We start from the raw sequence: 15,648 nt of genomic DNA on the forward strand, positions 1-15,648 counted from the left end.
TGTCTATTCCAGACTTGATATTAAGGAAGGGGCACATATACATGTATACGCAATTTGGAAGAGAGTTTCTGTTCGGAACGGCAACAGCCGCCTATCAGATCGAAGGGGGTTGGAATGAGGACGGCAAGGGAATGTCGATTTGGGACAAGTTCTCCCATGCGAAAGGCAAGATTCGTGACGGCAGCACGGGCGATGTGGCCTGTAATACTTATCATGATTTTCAGACGGATATCGATCTCATGAGCAGCCTTAAGATGGATGCTTACAGGTTCTCGATCAGTTGGTCGAGAGTGTTGCCCGAAGGCAGCGGAAGGGTTAACCACCAAGGGCTTGATTATTACGACCGTCTGGTGGACGCCCAGCTTGAAAAGGGGATACGACCGTTCGTAACGCTGTTCCACTGGGATACACCGTATGCGTTGTTTGAGAAATACAAAGGCTTTGCCGGCAGAGAAACCGCGCAGTACTTTGCAGAGTATGCGGGACTTGTCGCCGGGCGTCTCGGAGATCGCGTCAAAGACTGGATTACGCTGAACGAGCCATGGGAGCACGCGATGATGGGGCATTTCCTCGGCGAGCACGCGCCGGGCATTCGAAATCCATGGACCTACTTCAAGGTTGCCCATCACCAGCTTCTTGGACACGGCCTGGCAGTGCAAGCAATGAGAAGCGAGCGCAATGACTTGAACATTGGCGTCACGCTCAGCCAGTTTCCGGTTTATCCGGCTAGCTATGAGGCGAGTCAGAAGGAGATGGAATCCGTCGAGATGGCGGATATGTTCATCAACCGGTTCTACTTGGATGGCGTATTTAGAGGGAAATATCCGGAGAAGCTGCTGTCGAAGCTGTGGCCGATCGCACCCAAAATTCATCAAGGGGATATGGAGACGATTAATCAGCCCATTGATTTTCTGGGGATTAATTACTACGGTCGGATATTTGCCGCGAGAAAGGGGTACATTCCTTTCTTAAAAACATGGGTCGATAGAGGATATAGCGATGAACGATATGCCCATCCGATTCTCGGTGCCCATGGCTATCCGGAGGGCTTTAAGGAGCTAGCCAAGCGCTATCGCGAGGAGTATGGGAACCCTGTCGTCTATATAACCGAGAACGGTACCGTAGGGGATGAGATTGCGGATAAAGATCGGATCGACTATCTTACCCACTATTTGAAGTCGCTGCGAGATGCCATTGACGAGGGCTCCGATATTAGAGGGTACTTCTATTGGTCGCTGCTCGACAATTTCGAGTGGAATTCCGGACTAGCTTGCCGTATGGGACTTCTCCATGTGGATCACGAGACCCAGCGGCGTACCGTTCGCGATAGCGGGTATTGGTTGCGGGATCTCATCTTGAACCAAGAAAGCAGAAAGTAGACGCGTGAGAACAGGGGCTGCTGAACGATTCGTCGTTTAGCGGCCCCTTCGTTTCCCATGACCAACGCCTAGTCCGGCTTAAGGAGAATCAAGCTCCAATTGCCTGTTTTTCGAGAATTCCGAGAGCTCCTGCTCCTTTTTCTTGTTGATTGGGAAATACAACAGCGGAATGATGTCCCCGTCCTCAAGCACCTCTCCATTTAAGGATATGCCTGTTGGCGGTGCATTAACCGGTGGGACTGCCATGGAATGGAATGCAGTGCGAATTTAGAGCAATTTTCTCAAAGGAAACAAGTGTGCACTTACTCTGCTCCGCTTCTAGAGTATAATAGTAGTATAGAAGCTTGCGTATTGATGGTTTCTTGAAGAAGGAGAACTTATGACATTTGAACAATTGCAGTTGATTCCCCCTATTATTAAAGCAATAGTTAAGGAAAATTATACGAAGCCCACGCCTATTCAGGAGCAGGCAATTCCGCCCGTGCTGGCAGGCCGCGACTTGTTTGGCTGCGCCCAGACGGGAACCGGCAAGACGGCGGCGTTTTTGCTGCCGATCATCCAGTTGCTGAGCACGCAGCAGGGGCGTCCGAACGGCAAGCGCGTCATTCGCTCGCTCATTCTGACGCCTACGCGTGAGTTGGCTATTCAGATTTCCGACAACGCCAAAGCTTACGGAAGTTTCACTAATCTGCGCTGCGGCGTAATCGTGGGCGGTGTCTCCCAGAGAGCTCAGGAGCAGTTGCTGGAGCAAGGCACGGACATTCTGATTGCGACACCAGGAAGGTTAATCGACCTAATGAACCAAGGATTGGTTGACCTGCGTCACGTGCAGATTCTGGTGTTGGACGAAGCCGATCGGATGCTCGACATGGGATTCATTCATGATATGAAGCGAATCATTGCCAAGCTGCCGGTCAAGCGACAGACGTTATTCTTCTCTGCGACTATGCCGCCTGAGATTACGTCCTTGGTTAACTCTTTGCTGAAGAATCCGGTGAAAATTGAGATTACACCTGTTTCCTCAACGGCAGAGAGGATTAAGCAGGAGCTCTACTATGTGGAGAAGGCGGATAAACTGCAGCTGCTGACCGAGCTGCTGCAGGACAAGTCGATCGCAAGCGCGCTCGTATTCATCCGTACGAAGCACGGCGCGGACCGTTTGGTGCGCGGCTTGACGAAGGCGAAGATTGCTGCGCAGGCCATTCATGGCGACAAATCGCAAAATGCCCGCCAAATGGCGCTGAATAACTTCAAAACCGGTGCGATCCGCTTGCTGGTGGCGACAGACATTGCGGCACGGGGCATCGACATTGATGAGCTGTCGCACGTTATTAACTTTAACTTGCCGAATATACCGGAGACCTATGTACATCGGATCGGCCGTACCGGACGTGCAGGCTTAAGCGGAATCGCGATTTCGTTCTGCGAGAACGAGGAAATTCCTTATCTGAAGGATATCGAGAAGCTGACGAAGCAGAGAATTCCAGTCATTACAGATCATCCTTACCAGATGACGGTCACGAAGCCGGCACCTGCGGCGGTCGGAGCGGGCAGAGTGGGCGGTGCCAACAGACCAGGCAATGCCAACAGAACGGGTAGTGCCAACAGAGCGGGAAGAGAACCATCTAAGGACGGCGCACGCGGACATAGCGGCGAGGCTGGCCGCCGTTACAGACCGCGAACAAAGGCTGGAAAGTGAGCCGGAGATAGGCCAACCATAAAGTTAACCTATAATTATGCAGAAAAAAAATGGCGTACGATCCCTGAAACGAGGGCGTACGCCATTTCATTTTAACTCTTCTATTTCGAAGCAACCTTCAAAGCCAGCTTATTGGTTAAGAATAATGCTGGAACGATCATGACAACCATGAGCATACTCGCTGTCAGAAAGCCGAATTGATACGCGGATGTCAAATGAGATACATCTGGAGCCGCAGCATTCAACTGACTTACGACAATGGTCGCCAATACAGCTGAGCCGAAAGCGCCGCCGATATTTTGAATAATACGGGTGCCGGTGCTGGCTTGCGGAATTTGCGCTTTTGCCAAGCCTGTATAGGCATCGCTCATTAATGGAATCGCGACGCCACCGACGCCGATACCGCGAATAAGGAGTATAACGGCGATGATCCAGTAGCTTGTGCTTTGATCGACCCATATAAACGGAATGGTTCCAACTAGAGAAATGGCAATCGATATAATGACAACAATTCTGGCACCGATGCGATCAATCCATTTCCCAATCAGAGGTCTTACAAGCAGCATGCCTACTGCCTGTGGGATTAAGGATAACGCAGCTAAAATGATGGAATCGTGACGAACATTTTGAAAGAAAAGCGGCAGCAGAAGCATAGGACCATTGGTGCCGATACCTGCAAGAAATAAGCCGCAGAACGATGCGCTAAAGCTTCTGTGCCTAAATAAATTTAGGGGCACGATGACATTCTTCTCATTTCGAAGAGCGTATATCACGTAAATGATGGTTAGCAAGGCTCCAACAATGATGAAAGCGATCGTCTTCGTATTATTAAAACCCGCCACCCGCGCTGCAGCAGAGATACCATAGATAAAACTAACCGAATGCCCCCGAGTACTAAGATCCCGAACCAGTCCAGCTTTGCATGTTGATTTGCGGGTGGGAAGCTTGGCAGCATAGGTTCCATGAAAGCCCCGAAGTAATCGAGCCAAGTAGAAAAAAAAGCTGTGCGGCAATATAAACCTTCTTCCTATCAAATCGCTGAATGAGCCATCCAGAAAAGGGAACAGCTATTCCTGTAGCCAATACATAGCCCGTTACGATCCATTGAATATGATCAAGTGATGCGTGAAAATCCGTAGAGAAATCATTCAGTGCGATGTTCACCATAGTTCCATCCAACATAGGAGCGATAGTGCCAAGGACAAGCACAATTGCGATCGTTAACAAAGACTTCGGTATTTTTGCGTCTTCTTTTGCGGCCATTACACAAGCTCCTCTCCAAATAAGGTACAAATTGAACCTTATTTACATATTGAACTATACATCGTTTCGAAACAAGTTACAAGATGCAATGTGTATCTTAAATTCATGTTATATTGGTCTGTATAGAACCTGCGAGGAGCTTTGAAATGCCGAGTATAAGAAAACGAGGGAAAGAGCTTGAACGCGCCATATTAGAAGCGGCATTTGAAATTTTTCAAACCTCTGGCTATCAAGAGATGACGTTTCAAAATGTTGCTAAAAAGGCAAAAACAAGTCGAACGGTACTGTATCGCCAGTATGATACTCAAATAAACTTACTGCATGAAATGGCGCATTATCGAATATCGCAAGTGTTCGGAGAGCTCACCATACTTGACCTGATAGAAGATCGGGGAAGCTTGCGATCGGATTTACAGGCAATGGTAAGTATTTATAGGCGTTTCCTGGTTGCTGTTGGGCCGGAATTATTTAGCGCCGTCATGCTAGAGCTAAGCCGGAAGCAGGATATCTTGAAAGAAATGAGCATTCATGCGCAAGAAGTAAGTGCGCAGATTATGCAAAAGATTCAAGACTTTGCAAAGAAACGTGGAGAACTAACCTGCGATCTTACTACTATGCAAATACAGCTGCCTTTCAGCATGATGCGATATGAATACATTATTCAGGGTGGTAACTTGTCGGAGTCCTATTTGAGCCGCTTGGTTGACGAGGTGTTGCTGCCTATTTATTTGAATAACAAGAGTTTGAATAACTTCCAGAGAGCAGGGCAAGTTTAAAATGGATAAAAAACAACGTTACCGCTTTAGTGAAGCGCCTATATGGGATATTCAACGGAAATATTATCAAGAAGTCGGATTGAAGGCCTGGAACAATGACCAAGTTCCTCAATATATTACGAGCAATCCGATGATCGCTACGGCGTATGCGGAAATGATATTCGGGTTTCTTCAAGATCGCGCGAATAAGGAAGTTAGCCCGGAGCCTGTACTCATCGCAGAGCTTGGAGCAGGAGCGGGGCGTCTTGCTTACCATGTGTTACACGAGCTGTGCCAGCTGAGAGCTTATGCGGGGGGAACGTTGCCGCCGTTTCGCTATATCATGACGGATTTGGCGATGAACAGTGTGTTGGCTTGGAAGGAGCATCCTGCTCTACAGTCATTTATTGCCGAGGGTGTGCTTGATTTTGCACGCTTTGATGCTGTTCATGATTCGGTTCTGAATCTGATCGTATCGGAAGAAACCATTGATAAAGGCGACTTAAAACAACCATTAATCATTGTAGCCAACTACTTTTTCGATAATATTCCGCAAGAACTGCTTTACGTTAAGAGTGGACAAGTATATGAAGCGGATGTTTTCATCGAATATCCCGACCAGATGGATGCCCTGAAACCATCGGAAGTATTAGAGCAAATCTCATTGCATTACGAGCATCGGCGGGCGGAAGAGTATGAGCAAGAAACCTATCGTTACCATGATGTTATAGCCATTTATCAGGAGCAAATGGAAGATTCATATTTACTATTCCCAGTCGTTGGGTTAGATTGTTTAGCTCGATTGAATCGATTGTCTCAGTCGGGCTCTCTGTTAATAACGGCAGACAAAGGCGAGCATTTGCTCGATAACTTGACGATTGTAGAACCACCGGAGTTGATTGTTCATGGAAGCGGAAGCTTTTCTTTAACGACCAATTACCATGCGATTCGGCAGGTTTGGGAACAGAACGGAGCCGCCGGGCTATTCCCCCCGCAGCATTATGAAAGTATAAATGTCGGTTGTATAATCAATACGGATACGCCGATGGACTACTTCCAAACTAGATTAGCCTATCGTCGATTCATTGAACGCTTCGGCCCAGATGAGTTTTACAGCATGAAGCAGTGGGTGGATCGCAATCTAGATAGTATGGAGCTTCAGCAAATTTTAAGCTTTTGGCGTTTGGGCGGGCATGACGCGGAATTCTTCATTCAGAGCACGCAGCAGATCTCTAAGCTGTTAGAAGATGCAACTGATGAAGAAATGCAGGATATTCTGAGGGGTATCGAGTTGATGTGGTCGTCTTACTATGTGATGGAGCAGCGCTATGACGTCGCACTTGATGCAGGGCTGTTACTGTTCGAGATGGGAATGTACGAAGACTCCAAGCGGTATTTGGAAATATCGGTACATCAAGAAGAAGATGAGATCGTATCCACCGTATTTTATTGTCTGGCCATTTGTTGTTTTGAGTTAAATGCAATCGAAGAAGCGTTGAATTACACGAGGGAATTATTAAAGCTTGAGCCTGATCATGAAGAAGCATTGGAATTGATACGGCAGTTCGAGATCGAGATGTAGGTCTTAAAATAAAGCAAGATCAAACAAAGGGCCATCCTGCAAAGGATGGCCTAAATACTTGCCGTTAATCACGTTACGGCCAGTCGTAAACTTCGTTTGCGGTTTGCGTATAAGAGGAAATATCCGAACGTCACGAGTGTACACATGAGGACATCGACACCGATTAAGACTTGATAATTGTGAAAGTAATCGAAGGAAATGCCTCCGGTTAGCGAGCCAATAATACCTCCTCCTTGATGAAAGAAAAGCAGCCAGCCCGTTTGTTTGCCTTTTCCTTTCCAGTATTCGTTGACGACTAATAATCCTCCCGGTACCGCACTTAAGTAAGTAATACCAAACGCTATGGCAAAGAATATCGGAGACCAGCCGAGATGCATGAAAAGTAGAGAGAACCCAATGATCCGTATGCCATACAAGAGAGTAAGCATGATTAGTTTATTGACTCTGTCTAACCAATAGCCTACAATAATCGATCCGGTAATTTCCATAATGCCAAGTACACTCATGGATACCGCGATCATATCTGGCGACGTATTCGCTAACTGGTGAATAGCGACCAAATTCATTTCTACAGTCCCCATATTAAAGCCGCAAGTGAACAAGGCGCCAGCTACTACGATGAAGATTGGCAAGTGGGCAGCAATTCCACGGAGCGGAGAACGCACTGTTTGCCGTTCTTCTTGGCCATTCGCTTCACCAAGCTCTTTTACCGACACTCCTGCTGCTTTGTTGCCTCGCGGCTTCGTTCCCTTAATTCCGAATAAAATAACAGGTAACGTAACGATGATGCTCAGAGCAAATGAAGCGATAAAAGCATCCTTCCAAGTCAGTGAACTTGAGGAGACGAAGATCGGCGTGCTAATCGCCAGTCCTAAAGAGGACGCGCTAGCGAGCAGTCCTGTCGCTTTGGCCCGGTGATGCTGGAACCACTCAAAAATCAACAGATAGGTCGTGGTCGTTCCGATGCCTGCAAACCCTGATATTACTCCGTATCCAATAAAAAAGACGATGTCATGATGTCCAAACACGACGGTTCCTGTACCTGCAATCCCCATAATGGAGCTAATCAGCATGACTCTCTTTGGCCCATATCGATCTGCAAGCCACCCTCCCAGTGGCGCACATAAGGCTCCAATCAGCAAGTTTGTAGACCAAGCCATCGAAATAAATCCTCTGCTAATTGCCAAATCTTCTGAGATTTGAACTTGAAAAAAAGCCATAATAAATCGCATAAGCGCACCAATAAATCCGATGATCCACAGATAACCCAGCCCAATCCACGCATACTTAGGTTCCTTAAACCATGTCATCTCAAGGCTCGACCTCCTATAAAAGGGGAGTTTCCAAAAAAAGATACCGATCGGTATTTTTAATATAGCATAAGGAATCGCTTATCGAAAGCAAATTTTCATTTGTTATAATAAAAGGAATCATTCTATATGTGCACAAGGGAGAATTGACATGCTAAAGGGAGAAAGCACCCGCAAACACATTATCGCGAAGTCTGCCGAGTTGTTTAACCAGAAGGGCTATGCTGGCTCGTCCTTGTCGGACATTACGGAGCTAACGGGCATTAAGAAAGGCGGTATTTACCGCTACTTTGCCAGTAAGGATGAAATCGCAATTGAAGCTTACCAATATGCAGGCAGCATCGTGAATAGTAAACTCAAAGAGGCACTCGATCAAGAATCAACTGCGATGGACAAGCTGCTTGTCTACCTGCAAGTGTATGAGAACGTAGTCGAAGCCCCTCCTTTTATAGGCGGGTGCCCGCTGCTTAACCTGGCTACCGAGTCCGACGACAGCCATCCGGTTTTACGTGAAAGAGCTCGTCAGGGGTTGGATAGCACGTTGGATGCAATGAAGAAAATTATTTTGGAAGGTGTACAGTCCGGGGAATTCAAAGCGGATCTGAATATCGATGCCTTAGCGACCTTCACGTTATCCGTCATGGAAGGCGGCATTATGCTCAGCAAGCTGGAGGGAGACAATCGGCATGTCCGCATGAATATCGAGAGTCTGACGGCTTATTTGAAAGGGATGTGCTTGTTATAACGGGAACTCCTAAGGCGAGATCAGACAAGCAGTTAAGTATGCAGAAGTCAAAGAGAGTCTAGGAATGGATTTTGACTCGCCTGAAAATATTAATACTACGGATTGGAGGTAGGACATATGGGGTAGATGTGGCCATTTTTAGTAGTGAACTCTTCTAAATCCACGTAATGGCTGACCGGCTAAATTTGTTTGTTCTTCTTTGGCTAATTAGCTCGTCAGCCGTCCGGCGGATGATTCGAATGCCGTGCTCAATCTCTTGTTCGTTCGTGCGAATAATGCTGAGACGCCAACTGTTCGCGGACTCCACGCCGGCTGATTTGCTTAGACGAAAACCATCGTTTAAATATCGGTCACATGCCTCCTGCAGAGCCCTCATTCGAATGCCATAGTGTTCCCTCATCCTCGCGGCGTGGCGCTGAAACAGTCCGCTCCCCAGATGAATCTCTAAAGCGGCTTGTGACAGGGCGGATGTGCTTAAATCGCTCGACGATTTGTACATTTGGAACAAAGTGATTAGTGATGCGGGAAGTACAGCGGCACCCAGGCGCAGACCGGGCAGCATGATTTTGGAGAAGCTTCGGATGTAGATGACGCGGACCGATTGATCATAGCTGCTGATTGGATCGGCTTTGCCGTCCGTTTCCAAGTCTGCGAGATAATCATCCTCCACGATATAAACATCTTCTCCGCCAGTGATGCAATTGCTTCTTTCTCCAGGCGTGACAAGCTGGTTCCGAGCGGGTTGTGGTACCTTGGGACCGTATAAAAGAACTTAATGGAATTGTTCCGAAAATGCCGTTCCAGTTCATCAAGGTCAAGACCTGCTTCCGTTCGAGCAATTGCGATTGGGGTTACCCCGAGGAGGCTCATTATTCTTAGCATTCCGGTATAGCAGGGCTGCTCGACCAAAATCGCCGATTTCCCATTTGGGAACGGCATGGAGGCAAGCAAATGAAGAGCTTGCTGGGAACCGGAGACGACGCAGATCCGCTGGGGTTCAGCAAAAATTTGCGAGACTGCCAAGTGCCGAGATATAGCCTCGCGTAGAGATAGAAATCCGAGCGGATCGCCATACGTAAAGAGACGATCCCCGTAGAGCTCTACCGCCCGATTCAACCCGTGCCCAATTTCTTCATAAGGAATAATACCGGGGTCCGGAGAAGCCGCGGCAAAATCAATCCGACCTTCCGGCCGGCCCTCAGACTTGGAGGGGCGAACAATCACATAGTAGCCACTCTTCGGTACCGAGTAAATGAGATGTTCCTTCTCCAATTCATCGATAGCCCTTATTACGGTGTTTTTGCTGCACTTCCATTGCATGCTAAGCTCTCGGATGGACGGCAATTTACTGCCCGGCTTGATCGCCCCGCTATTAATCTGTTGTTTCAGAGCGTCCTTCACATTCTCGTATTTCATGATTTATCCACCCCAATCTGTATGGGTATAGTTACGTAATAAATCAATATTATCTCCCAACTGTTACCATTATACTGAACATATTACGTATCGTGAACTACAGGAGGGGTACAGATGGAATGGAATCATGATAGCTTGCCTTACAGAATCAGTGACCGTGCGGAAGAACTGCAGCCGGATGCCATCCTTGCATTATTGAGGGGCAGTTATTGGGCTGCGGAACGGTCGGAAGAAACCATCAGGAATAGCTGGAAGGAATCGCTTTGTCTCGGAGTTTACAGCGAGGCTGGGCAACAAGTAGGCTTCATGCGGGTTGTAACGGATGGAGCAACCTTTTCCTGGCTGTGCGATGTAATCGTAGACGCTGATCATCGCGGCAACGGACTCGGCAAGTGGATGATGGCTGTTCTGGTCAACCATCCTCGGATTCGCCATACGCCTATTTATCTCGGCACACGAGACGCGCATGGACTCTATGAGAAGTACGACTTCGTACGACGGGAACTGATGGTCCGCAGAGCAGCACAATAACGTCCAGTTACGTGAATCTGGACTCCTTGATTGAATAAACGGTTGCCACGCACGCTATTGAACTGGCAACCGTTTAGATTTAGGCGAGATGCTGTGCTCTAATTGATTAACACGCCATCAATTGCAATTCGATTGGAGCCGTTTGATTTGGCGAGGTACATGGACTGGTCGGCCATACGAAGCAGATCGGTTTCCATCATGCCTTCTGACCATAGCGTACAGCCAACGCTTGTTTTCATTGGAATTTGAAGATCCTTGATGCACATTGGTGCTTCTAATTGGTCAATTAGACGATTTGCTATCACTAGAAGGCTATCATACGAATTAGCTAACCGCGCTGCCACTACGAATTCATCGCCGCCAAAACGGGCGATAAGATCGGTATCCCTAAGCGCTTGTTTGATTCGAATCGCAAATTCTTTGAGCACGAGGTCGCCGATCTCATGTCCAAACGTATCATTAATCTGCTTGAACTTATTCAAATCGAGGTAAAACACTCCGAATGGACTCTTTTCACGATTCGCCTGACTAATCCATTGCTGGATTCTATCCCTATATCCCCTTCGATTAAGCAATCCCGTTAAGATGTCTCGTTCAGCCATTTGAACAAGCTCTAATTCTAACAATTCACGCCTTTTAATTTCAGATCGTAATTGCTCTAATAACAGCTCATAATCGTTTAGAATACGAATTTTCTCGTCATAGTTAATTTGTTTGCCCAGCTCTGCTCCGAGTGCAAGCGATAATAATTGTAAAGTCTCAATATCGCGGTTCGAGAAGGCGTCTGCTTGACCGGATATGACCTTCAGAACACCGACGGCTTGGCTGGCTTTGAACAACGGAACGCAGACCATGCTTCGAGCTCCGACTTTTTGAGTTGCAGCCTTGTTCACGCGTTCGTCGGATTCCGTATCTGGTGAATACAAGATTTCTTTTTCCGTAACGCACATACCGGATAAGCTACCGTTCTTATTTAACCTGATTCCTATATGCGGCTGTAAGGTTCCGCTGACTGCAGCGTAAACCATCTCGTCGCCCGACAGCATCTCGATTGTGGAGCCGTCCGCACCCGTTAATAAGCGCATACGATCGCAAAGCGTTTGCATAAATGGTTCTAAATCAAAACTGGATAGAAGCATCTGCTGTTGGACATCCATAATGATTTTTAAACGACTCGTTTCATCAATCATAGGTTCAAGATCCCTTCTATTGACATTAAAATCGACAAAATGTGCTAATAGATCTTTTTTTCAATATACATGCTAGATAGGCCTGATATCAATTGCCATATGTGATTTGAAGTCTACTGTTCTACCGAATTCAATAGGTATCGGCTTCCGGAATATGGGGCCATCGTACACAAAGGTGTGGTATTCACCGTTTTCACCGCAAGGGTCAGAGCCTGCCGCTGTTAGTTGTTCCACGAGATTCGTCGTTAGCGTTTGCCCTAAGAAGCTCTCATCTAATATATCGCTTTGAACAATTTTAATAGCCGCCTTAAACCCTGCGCCAATGACCTCCTCGGTTAAAGCTTTTCTGTCTTCTTGCCAAAGCGGCAGCACACAGCTCAAACCGGCATTGATACAGCGTTGTTCGTTCCACTCTCTATGACCTTCGATATCAATATCGCCAAAGGCGCAACCCTCCGCACCGAGTTGAACTGCTTTTCTAAGACCCTCCTCGGTGGCTTCGGAGTAATTATGAGGACCGCAGCGACAAATGATAAGGGGGATGTCCAAGCTCTCCGACACCGAAATTAATAGCTCCTCGGATACACCATGAAACCATGAACGGCTTTGTTCTTCATTGAATGTCGTAACCAAGGCGACCGGAGTATGACCCTCGTTGATCATACGGTAAAGCGCCAAACTACTGTCCTTCCCGCAGCTGTACATTATAGCAAATTTCATATGTGGTTCTCCTTGTCCTATATTATTCTATTATCATAGTTGAAAATCGTATCGTGAAGCTACCGCCAATGAAACCCCAAAAAAGGCCACCCATAAGAATGGCCGTTAAACTTGCCGTTACTTACATGCTCTATAATTTCTAATGCACCAAGCTTTTCTTGATATTCTCGATCATCGGGACGATAATGTTTACAAAGTCCGAAAGAAATAGGTAATACTGGAATGTCCACATTATAGGTTTATAGGAGGCAATGTTTCGATGTTAGCAGAGAGATATGTGAATGAAACACTCGGTGACTTATTGCATTCTCGGGACAATTACAAGCCCTTTCCTACAATCGAAGATCGCAATCAATGGGATGAACTTCCGCCCAATCTAAGAGAATTCTGGATCAACAAGGGCGTTCAAGAGCTCAATCATTCATGGGGAGCTCTGACTGCCACTGCGTATATGGAATATAGCCGAACAGGCAATCGGAATAAGTATGACGATGCATCGTGGGCGAGAAGACGGGCGCTGGGTGCTTTGGTCATCGCAGAATGTATCGAGAACCAAGGACGGTTTATGGATGATATCGTCAACGGAATTTGGTGTATATGCGAGGAAACATTCTGGGGCATTCCGGGACATGGTTATATGATGAAGAGGCGCGACCCGCTGCCAGACGTATCCGATCAAGTCATTGAACTATTCTCGGCTGAGACGGCATCACTGCTCGCTTGGACGCATTATCTACTCCAAACCAAGTTGAATGAAGTTAGCGTAATGGTCTGCGAACGTATTCAGCTTGAAGTGAAGAATCGAATTCTTGATCCATACTTAAGTCGCAACGATTTCTGGTGGCTCGGTTTCAATCAAGAAAGGATGCTCAACAATTGGACTCCTTGGTGCAATTCCAATTGTCTATCGGCATTCTTGCTCCTGGAGGACGACCCCGAACGTAGAGAAGCTGCGGTTATCAAGGCGATGCGCAGTTTGGATCACTATATCGATAGAATCCATTCAGATGGAGGCTGTGAGGAAGGGCCGAAGTATTGGATATACGCTGGGGGAACACTTCTTGACTGTCTAGAGCTGCTATACGGTGCCTCGGACGGCAAAATTAGTGTATTCGATGAGCCCAAAATCGCGCAAATTGGTCGTTATATTTACAGGGCCTATATCAACGATTCCTTCTATGTTAATTTTGCAGACAGCACGCCTAAGGTAAAGATCCCCGCGGAGCTTGCCTATCGGTTTGGACGTCGTATTGGAGATGGCCGGCTGTCCCAATTCGGAGCATTGGAGCTGAAGAAGAGACGCGAAGAAACCACTCATTTCGAGTTCCCTGCGATGGTCCGCATACTTCCAGCTTTATTTCATTATTCGGAAATCGAGCAATATACGGGAGAATCCCCTTACATAAGAGATGCTTGGCTTGACGGCATTCAGATGATGGTGGCAAGAGAGCAGCCGGATTCAAGCACGGGGTTATATCTTGCAGCCAAAGGAGGACATAACGATGAAAGCCATAATCACAACGATATTGGACAGTTCATCGTCTATTGCAACGGGTCCCCGATGATTATAGACCCTGGCGTATTAACCTACACATCCAAGTCCTTCTTCTCCGAACGATACTCGATTTGGGCGATGCAATCTGCCTATCACAATGTGCCGACAGTCAACGGGATTGGGCAAATGAATGGAAGAGAACATAGAGCGACTGATGTGAATTATCGCGTAGAAGATGGAGCGGCATCGTTATCCATGAACATTGCAGCAGCCTATCCAGAGTCAGCCCAGCTGAATAGCTGGATACGGACCATTCAACTCATTCGTGACGCATCTCCCTATATTGAAATCAAGGATGAGTATCAACTAGAGCAAGTCATTGATGACGTTACCTTGCACTTAATGACGCCACATCCTCCTCGGATGGCAGGGAGCGGCACTATTATTTTGCAGGATGAGCATGGCAATAAGGTAAGTATCCAATATAACAGCGAGCTGTATGCAGTATCATCAGAGGAAATTTCACTCGAGGACGAGATCATGCGGGATGCATGGGGAGATCACTTGTATCGGCTTCATTTTACATCCATTACGCCTGCGAATCAGGGCGAATGTTCGATCCGAATCAACCAAATTTAATTGCGCTGTGGAGGACGAGGGAATAGTGGTGATGAACGGCTCAGATCCGATGCTCCCGAGTAGCGAAGTTCTAGACAAGTTAAAAATCAATATGGTTGCCCCGCTCGGAGGGAGACTCAATCAGCATTGGCTTGTAAATGTCAGGAACGAGCGCCTTGTATTACGGCTCTGGTCGAGTGCAACTGACAAAGCTAGTATCCAGTATGAGGTCAATCTGCTTAATCGCATTGCCGAGCTTGGATGGCCTGTTGCAGCCGTCATTGAAGAGCCGATTGAGATTGGGGGTCAGGTTTGGGGGTTGTTCCCGTATCTTCAAGGTGAACCGCCATCTACTCGGAATCCGGCTGCCGAGGGCCGCCTGATGGCTCAATTCCACAATGATCTTAGGAAGCTCAGCGGAGTTGGACAGCGCAAGGGCTGGCGTCGATGCGAAGAGATTCTTCAGGACTACGAGTTAGATCTATTGCTCTCTGAGAATGAAAAGAATAGACCAGAGGAAATACGAATTCTGCGGTGGCACCTAGAGCGTGCCCGCAAGCGGGTAGAAGGGCTGAAGCTTCACTCCCGCCCCGGTATCGTCATCCACGGTGATTTTGCTCCATGGAATTTACGATTCCAAGATGGCAAGCTCACCGGCATTCTCGACTTTGAACTCGCGCATTGGGATCATAGAGTCGGGGAATTTGCTCTCTCGTGGAGGGGGAAGTACGACGAGGTTGTATACGGTTACGATGAAGTATCGCCCCTAGAGCCCGAGGAGTGGGAGCTTCTAACGCCAATGTGGTGGGCAGGGCTGATTGAGCTTGCATGCAAGCACTTGAAGGAAGGCAGTCATGACGACGGCTGGATCATCGGGAAGCTGCTCGAGCGCTCGCCATTGATGGGACAGGATGCTAGAACAAGACCTACGATATAAAGAGGTGG

General features: G+C 47.4%; 15 protein-coding genes. 8 read left to right on the forward strand and 7 right to left on the reverse strand.

Annotated elements, in window-relative coordinates:
* The first annotated feature begins 41 nt into the window (after positions 1–41).
* Together AC0LWF_RS20530 and AC0LWF_RS20535 are read left to right on the forward strand one after the other, a co-directional pair.
* Positions 42–1,379, forward strand: a complete 1,338-nt coding sequence (locus AC0LWF_RS20530) for a GH1 family beta-glucosidase (protein ID WP_474653396.1) — start codon at positions 42–44, stop codon at positions 1,377–1,379.
* A gap of 379 nt (positions 1,380–1,758) precedes the next feature.
* Positions 1,759–3,078 (forward strand): DEAD/DEAH box helicase, encoded by a 1,320-nt coding sequence (locus AC0LWF_RS20535; protein WP_474653397.1) that lies wholly within the window; start codon positions 1,759–1,761, stop codon positions 3,076–3,078.
* 101 nt (positions 3,079–3,179) lie between these two features.
* Here the strand turns inward: AC0LWF_RS20535 and AC0LWF_RS20540 are convergent, their stop codons facing one another.
* The gene (locus AC0LWF_RS20540; protein ID WP_474653398.1) at positions 3,180–3,920 is read right to left on the reverse strand and encodes an MFS transporter; all 741 of its coding nucleotides are present in this window, start codon (positions 3,918–3,920) and stop codon (positions 3,180–3,182) included.
* 52 nt (positions 3,921–3,972) lie between these two features.
* A complete protein-coding gene (locus tag AC0LWF_RS20545) occupies positions 3,973–4,341 on the reverse strand; it encodes an MFS transporter (protein WP_474653399.1) in 369 nt (122 codons plus the stop codon).
* A gap of 146 nt (positions 4,342–4,487) precedes the next feature.
* Here AC0LWF_RS20545 and AC0LWF_RS20550 point away from each other — a divergent pair, with 146 nt between their 5' ends.
* Together AC0LWF_RS20550 and AC0LWF_RS20555 are read left to right on the forward strand one after the other, a co-directional pair.
* Positions 4,488–5,117: a TetR/AcrR family transcriptional regulator gene (locus tag AC0LWF_RS20550; protein WP_474653400.1), complete on the forward strand. Its 630-nt coding sequence runs from the start codon at positions 4,488–4,490 to the stop codon at positions 5,115–5,117.
* 1 nt (position 5,118) lies between these two features.
* Entirely contained in the window at positions 5,119–6,678 is a 1,560-nt protein-coding gene (locus AC0LWF_RS20555) for a tetratricopeptide repeat protein (protein ID WP_474653401.1), read from the forward strand.
* A gap of 68 nt (positions 6,679–6,746) precedes the next feature.
* Here AC0LWF_RS20555 and AC0LWF_RS20560 read toward each other — a convergent pair whose 3' ends face one another.
* Complete coding sequence (locus AC0LWF_RS20560; RefSeq protein ID WP_474653402.1) at positions 6,747–7,988, reverse strand: MFS transporter; 1,242 nt, start codon at positions 7,986–7,988, stop codon at positions 6,747–6,749.
* A 151-nt stretch (positions 7,989–8,139) separates the two neighbouring features.
* Between AC0LWF_RS20560 and AC0LWF_RS20565 the strand changes: the two genes are divergently transcribed.
* A complete protein-coding gene (locus tag AC0LWF_RS20565; RefSeq protein ID WP_474653403.1) occupies positions 8,140–8,733 on the forward strand; it encodes a TetR/AcrR family transcriptional regulator in 594 nt (197 codons plus the stop codon).
* A 154-nt stretch (positions 8,734–8,887) separates the two neighbouring features.
* Here AC0LWF_RS20565 and AC0LWF_RS20570 read toward each other — a convergent pair whose 3' ends face one another.
* Positions 8,888–9,295, reverse strand: coding sequence for an aminotransferase-like domain-containing protein (locus AC0LWF_RS20570; protein ID WP_474653404.1), 408 nt, complete (start codon positions 9,293–9,295; stop codon positions 8,888–8,890).
* A complete protein-coding gene (locus tag AC0LWF_RS20575; protein WP_474653405.1) occupies positions 9,247–10,149 on the reverse strand; it encodes an aminotransferase-like domain-containing protein in 903 nt (300 codons plus the stop codon). The genes AC0LWF_RS20570 and AC0LWF_RS20575 overlap by 49 nt, the downstream gene beginning before the upstream one ends.
* Positions 10,150–10,263: 114 nt before the next feature.
* Between AC0LWF_RS20575 and AC0LWF_RS20580 the strand changes: the two genes are divergently transcribed.
* Complete coding sequence (locus AC0LWF_RS20580; RefSeq protein ID WP_474653406.1) at positions 10,264–10,680, forward strand: GNAT family N-acetyltransferase; 417 nt, start codon at positions 10,264–10,266, stop codon at positions 10,678–10,680.
* A 98-nt stretch (positions 10,681–10,778) separates the two neighbouring features.
* Here the strand turns inward: AC0LWF_RS20580 and AC0LWF_RS20585 are convergent, their stop codons facing one another.
* Positions 10,779–11,870 carry a diguanylate cyclase domain-containing protein gene (locus AC0LWF_RS20585; RefSeq protein WP_474653407.1) on the reverse strand — a complete coding sequence of 364 codons (1,092 nt, stop codon included), beginning with the start codon at positions 11,868–11,870 and terminating at the stop codon, positions 10,779–10,781.
* A gap of 72 nt (positions 11,871–11,942) precedes the next feature.
* Positions 11,943–12,590, reverse strand: a complete 648-nt coding sequence (locus AC0LWF_RS20590) for a Dph6-related ATP pyrophosphatase (RefSeq protein ID WP_474653408.1) — start codon at positions 12,588–12,590, stop codon at positions 11,943–11,945.
* A 259-nt stretch (positions 12,591–12,849) separates the two neighbouring features.
* On the opposite strand from AC0LWF_RS20590, the gene AC0LWF_RS20595 reads away from it, so the two are divergent.
* The gene (locus tag AC0LWF_RS20595; protein ID WP_474653409.1) at positions 12,850–14,724 is read left to right on the forward strand and encodes a heparinase II/III domain-containing protein; all 1,875 of its coding nucleotides are present in this window, start codon (positions 12,850–12,852) and stop codon (positions 14,722–14,724) included.
* Positions 14,725–14,755: 31 nt separating this feature from the next.
* Positions 14,756–15,640 (forward strand): phosphotransferase enzyme family protein, encoded by an 885-nt coding sequence (locus AC0LWF_RS20600; protein ID WP_474653517.1) that lies wholly within the window; start codon positions 14,756–14,758, stop codon positions 15,638–15,640.
* Positions 15,641–15,648: the final 8 nt, after the last annotated feature.

The sequence above is a fragment of the Paenibacillus sp. sgz302114 genome, from assembly GCF_056120345.1.

Excerpts from the sequence above, each read along its gene's own strand:
- AC0LWF_RS20565 (WP_474653403.1), top strand. The coding sequence starts at position 8,140 with ATGCTAAAGGGAGAAAGCACCCGCAAACACATTATCGCGAAGTCTGCC.
- AC0LWF_RS20585 (WP_474653407.1), bottom strand. The coding sequence starts at position 11,870 with ATGATTGATGAAACGAGTCGTTTAAAAATCATTATGGATGTCCAACAG.
- AC0LWF_RS20580 (WP_474653406.1), top strand. The coding sequence starts at position 10,264 with ATGGAATGGAATCATGATAGCTTGCCTTACAGAATCAGTGACCGTGCG.
- AC0LWF_RS20535 (WP_474653397.1), top strand. The coding sequence starts at position 1,759 with ATGACATTTGAACAATTGCAGTTGATTCCCCCTATTATTAAAGCAATA.
- AC0LWF_RS20545 (WP_474653399.1), bottom strand. The coding sequence starts at position 4,341 with ATGGCCGCAAAAGAAGACGCAAAAATACCGAAGTCTTTGTTAACGATC.
- AC0LWF_RS20595 (WP_474653409.1), top strand. The coding sequence starts at position 12,850 with ATGTTAGCAGAGAGATATGTGAATGAAACACTCGGTGACTTATTGCAT.
- AC0LWF_RS20555 (WP_474653401.1), top strand. The coding sequence starts at position 5,119 with ATGGATAAAAAACAACGTTACCGCTTTAGTGAAGCGCCTATATGGGAT.
- AC0LWF_RS20600 (WP_474653517.1), top strand. The coding sequence starts at position 14,756 with ATGAACGGCTCAGATCCGATGCTCCCGAGTAGCGAAGTTCTAGACAAG.
- AC0LWF_RS20530 (WP_474653396.1), top strand. The coding sequence starts at position 42 with ATGTATACGCAATTTGGAAGAGAGTTTCTGTTCGGAACGGCAACAGCC.
- AC0LWF_RS20575 (WP_474653405.1), bottom strand. The coding sequence starts at position 10,149 with ATGAAATACGAGAATGTGAAGGACGCTCTGAAACAACAGATTAATAGC.
- AC0LWF_RS20590 (WP_474653408.1), bottom strand. The coding sequence starts at position 12,590 with ATGAAATTTGCTATAATGTACAGCTGCGGGAAGGACAGTAGTTTGGCG.
- AC0LWF_RS20560 (WP_474653402.1), bottom strand. The coding sequence starts at position 7,988 with ATGACATGGTTTAAGGAACCTAAGTATGCGTGGATTGGGCTGGGTTAT.
- AC0LWF_RS20570 (WP_474653404.1), bottom strand. The coding sequence starts at position 9,295 with ATGCTGCCCGGTCTGCGCCTGGGTGCCGCTGTACTTCCCGCATCACTA.
- AC0LWF_RS20550 (WP_474653400.1), top strand. The coding sequence starts at position 4,488 with ATGCCGAGTATAAGAAAACGAGGGAAAGAGCTTGAACGCGCCATATTA.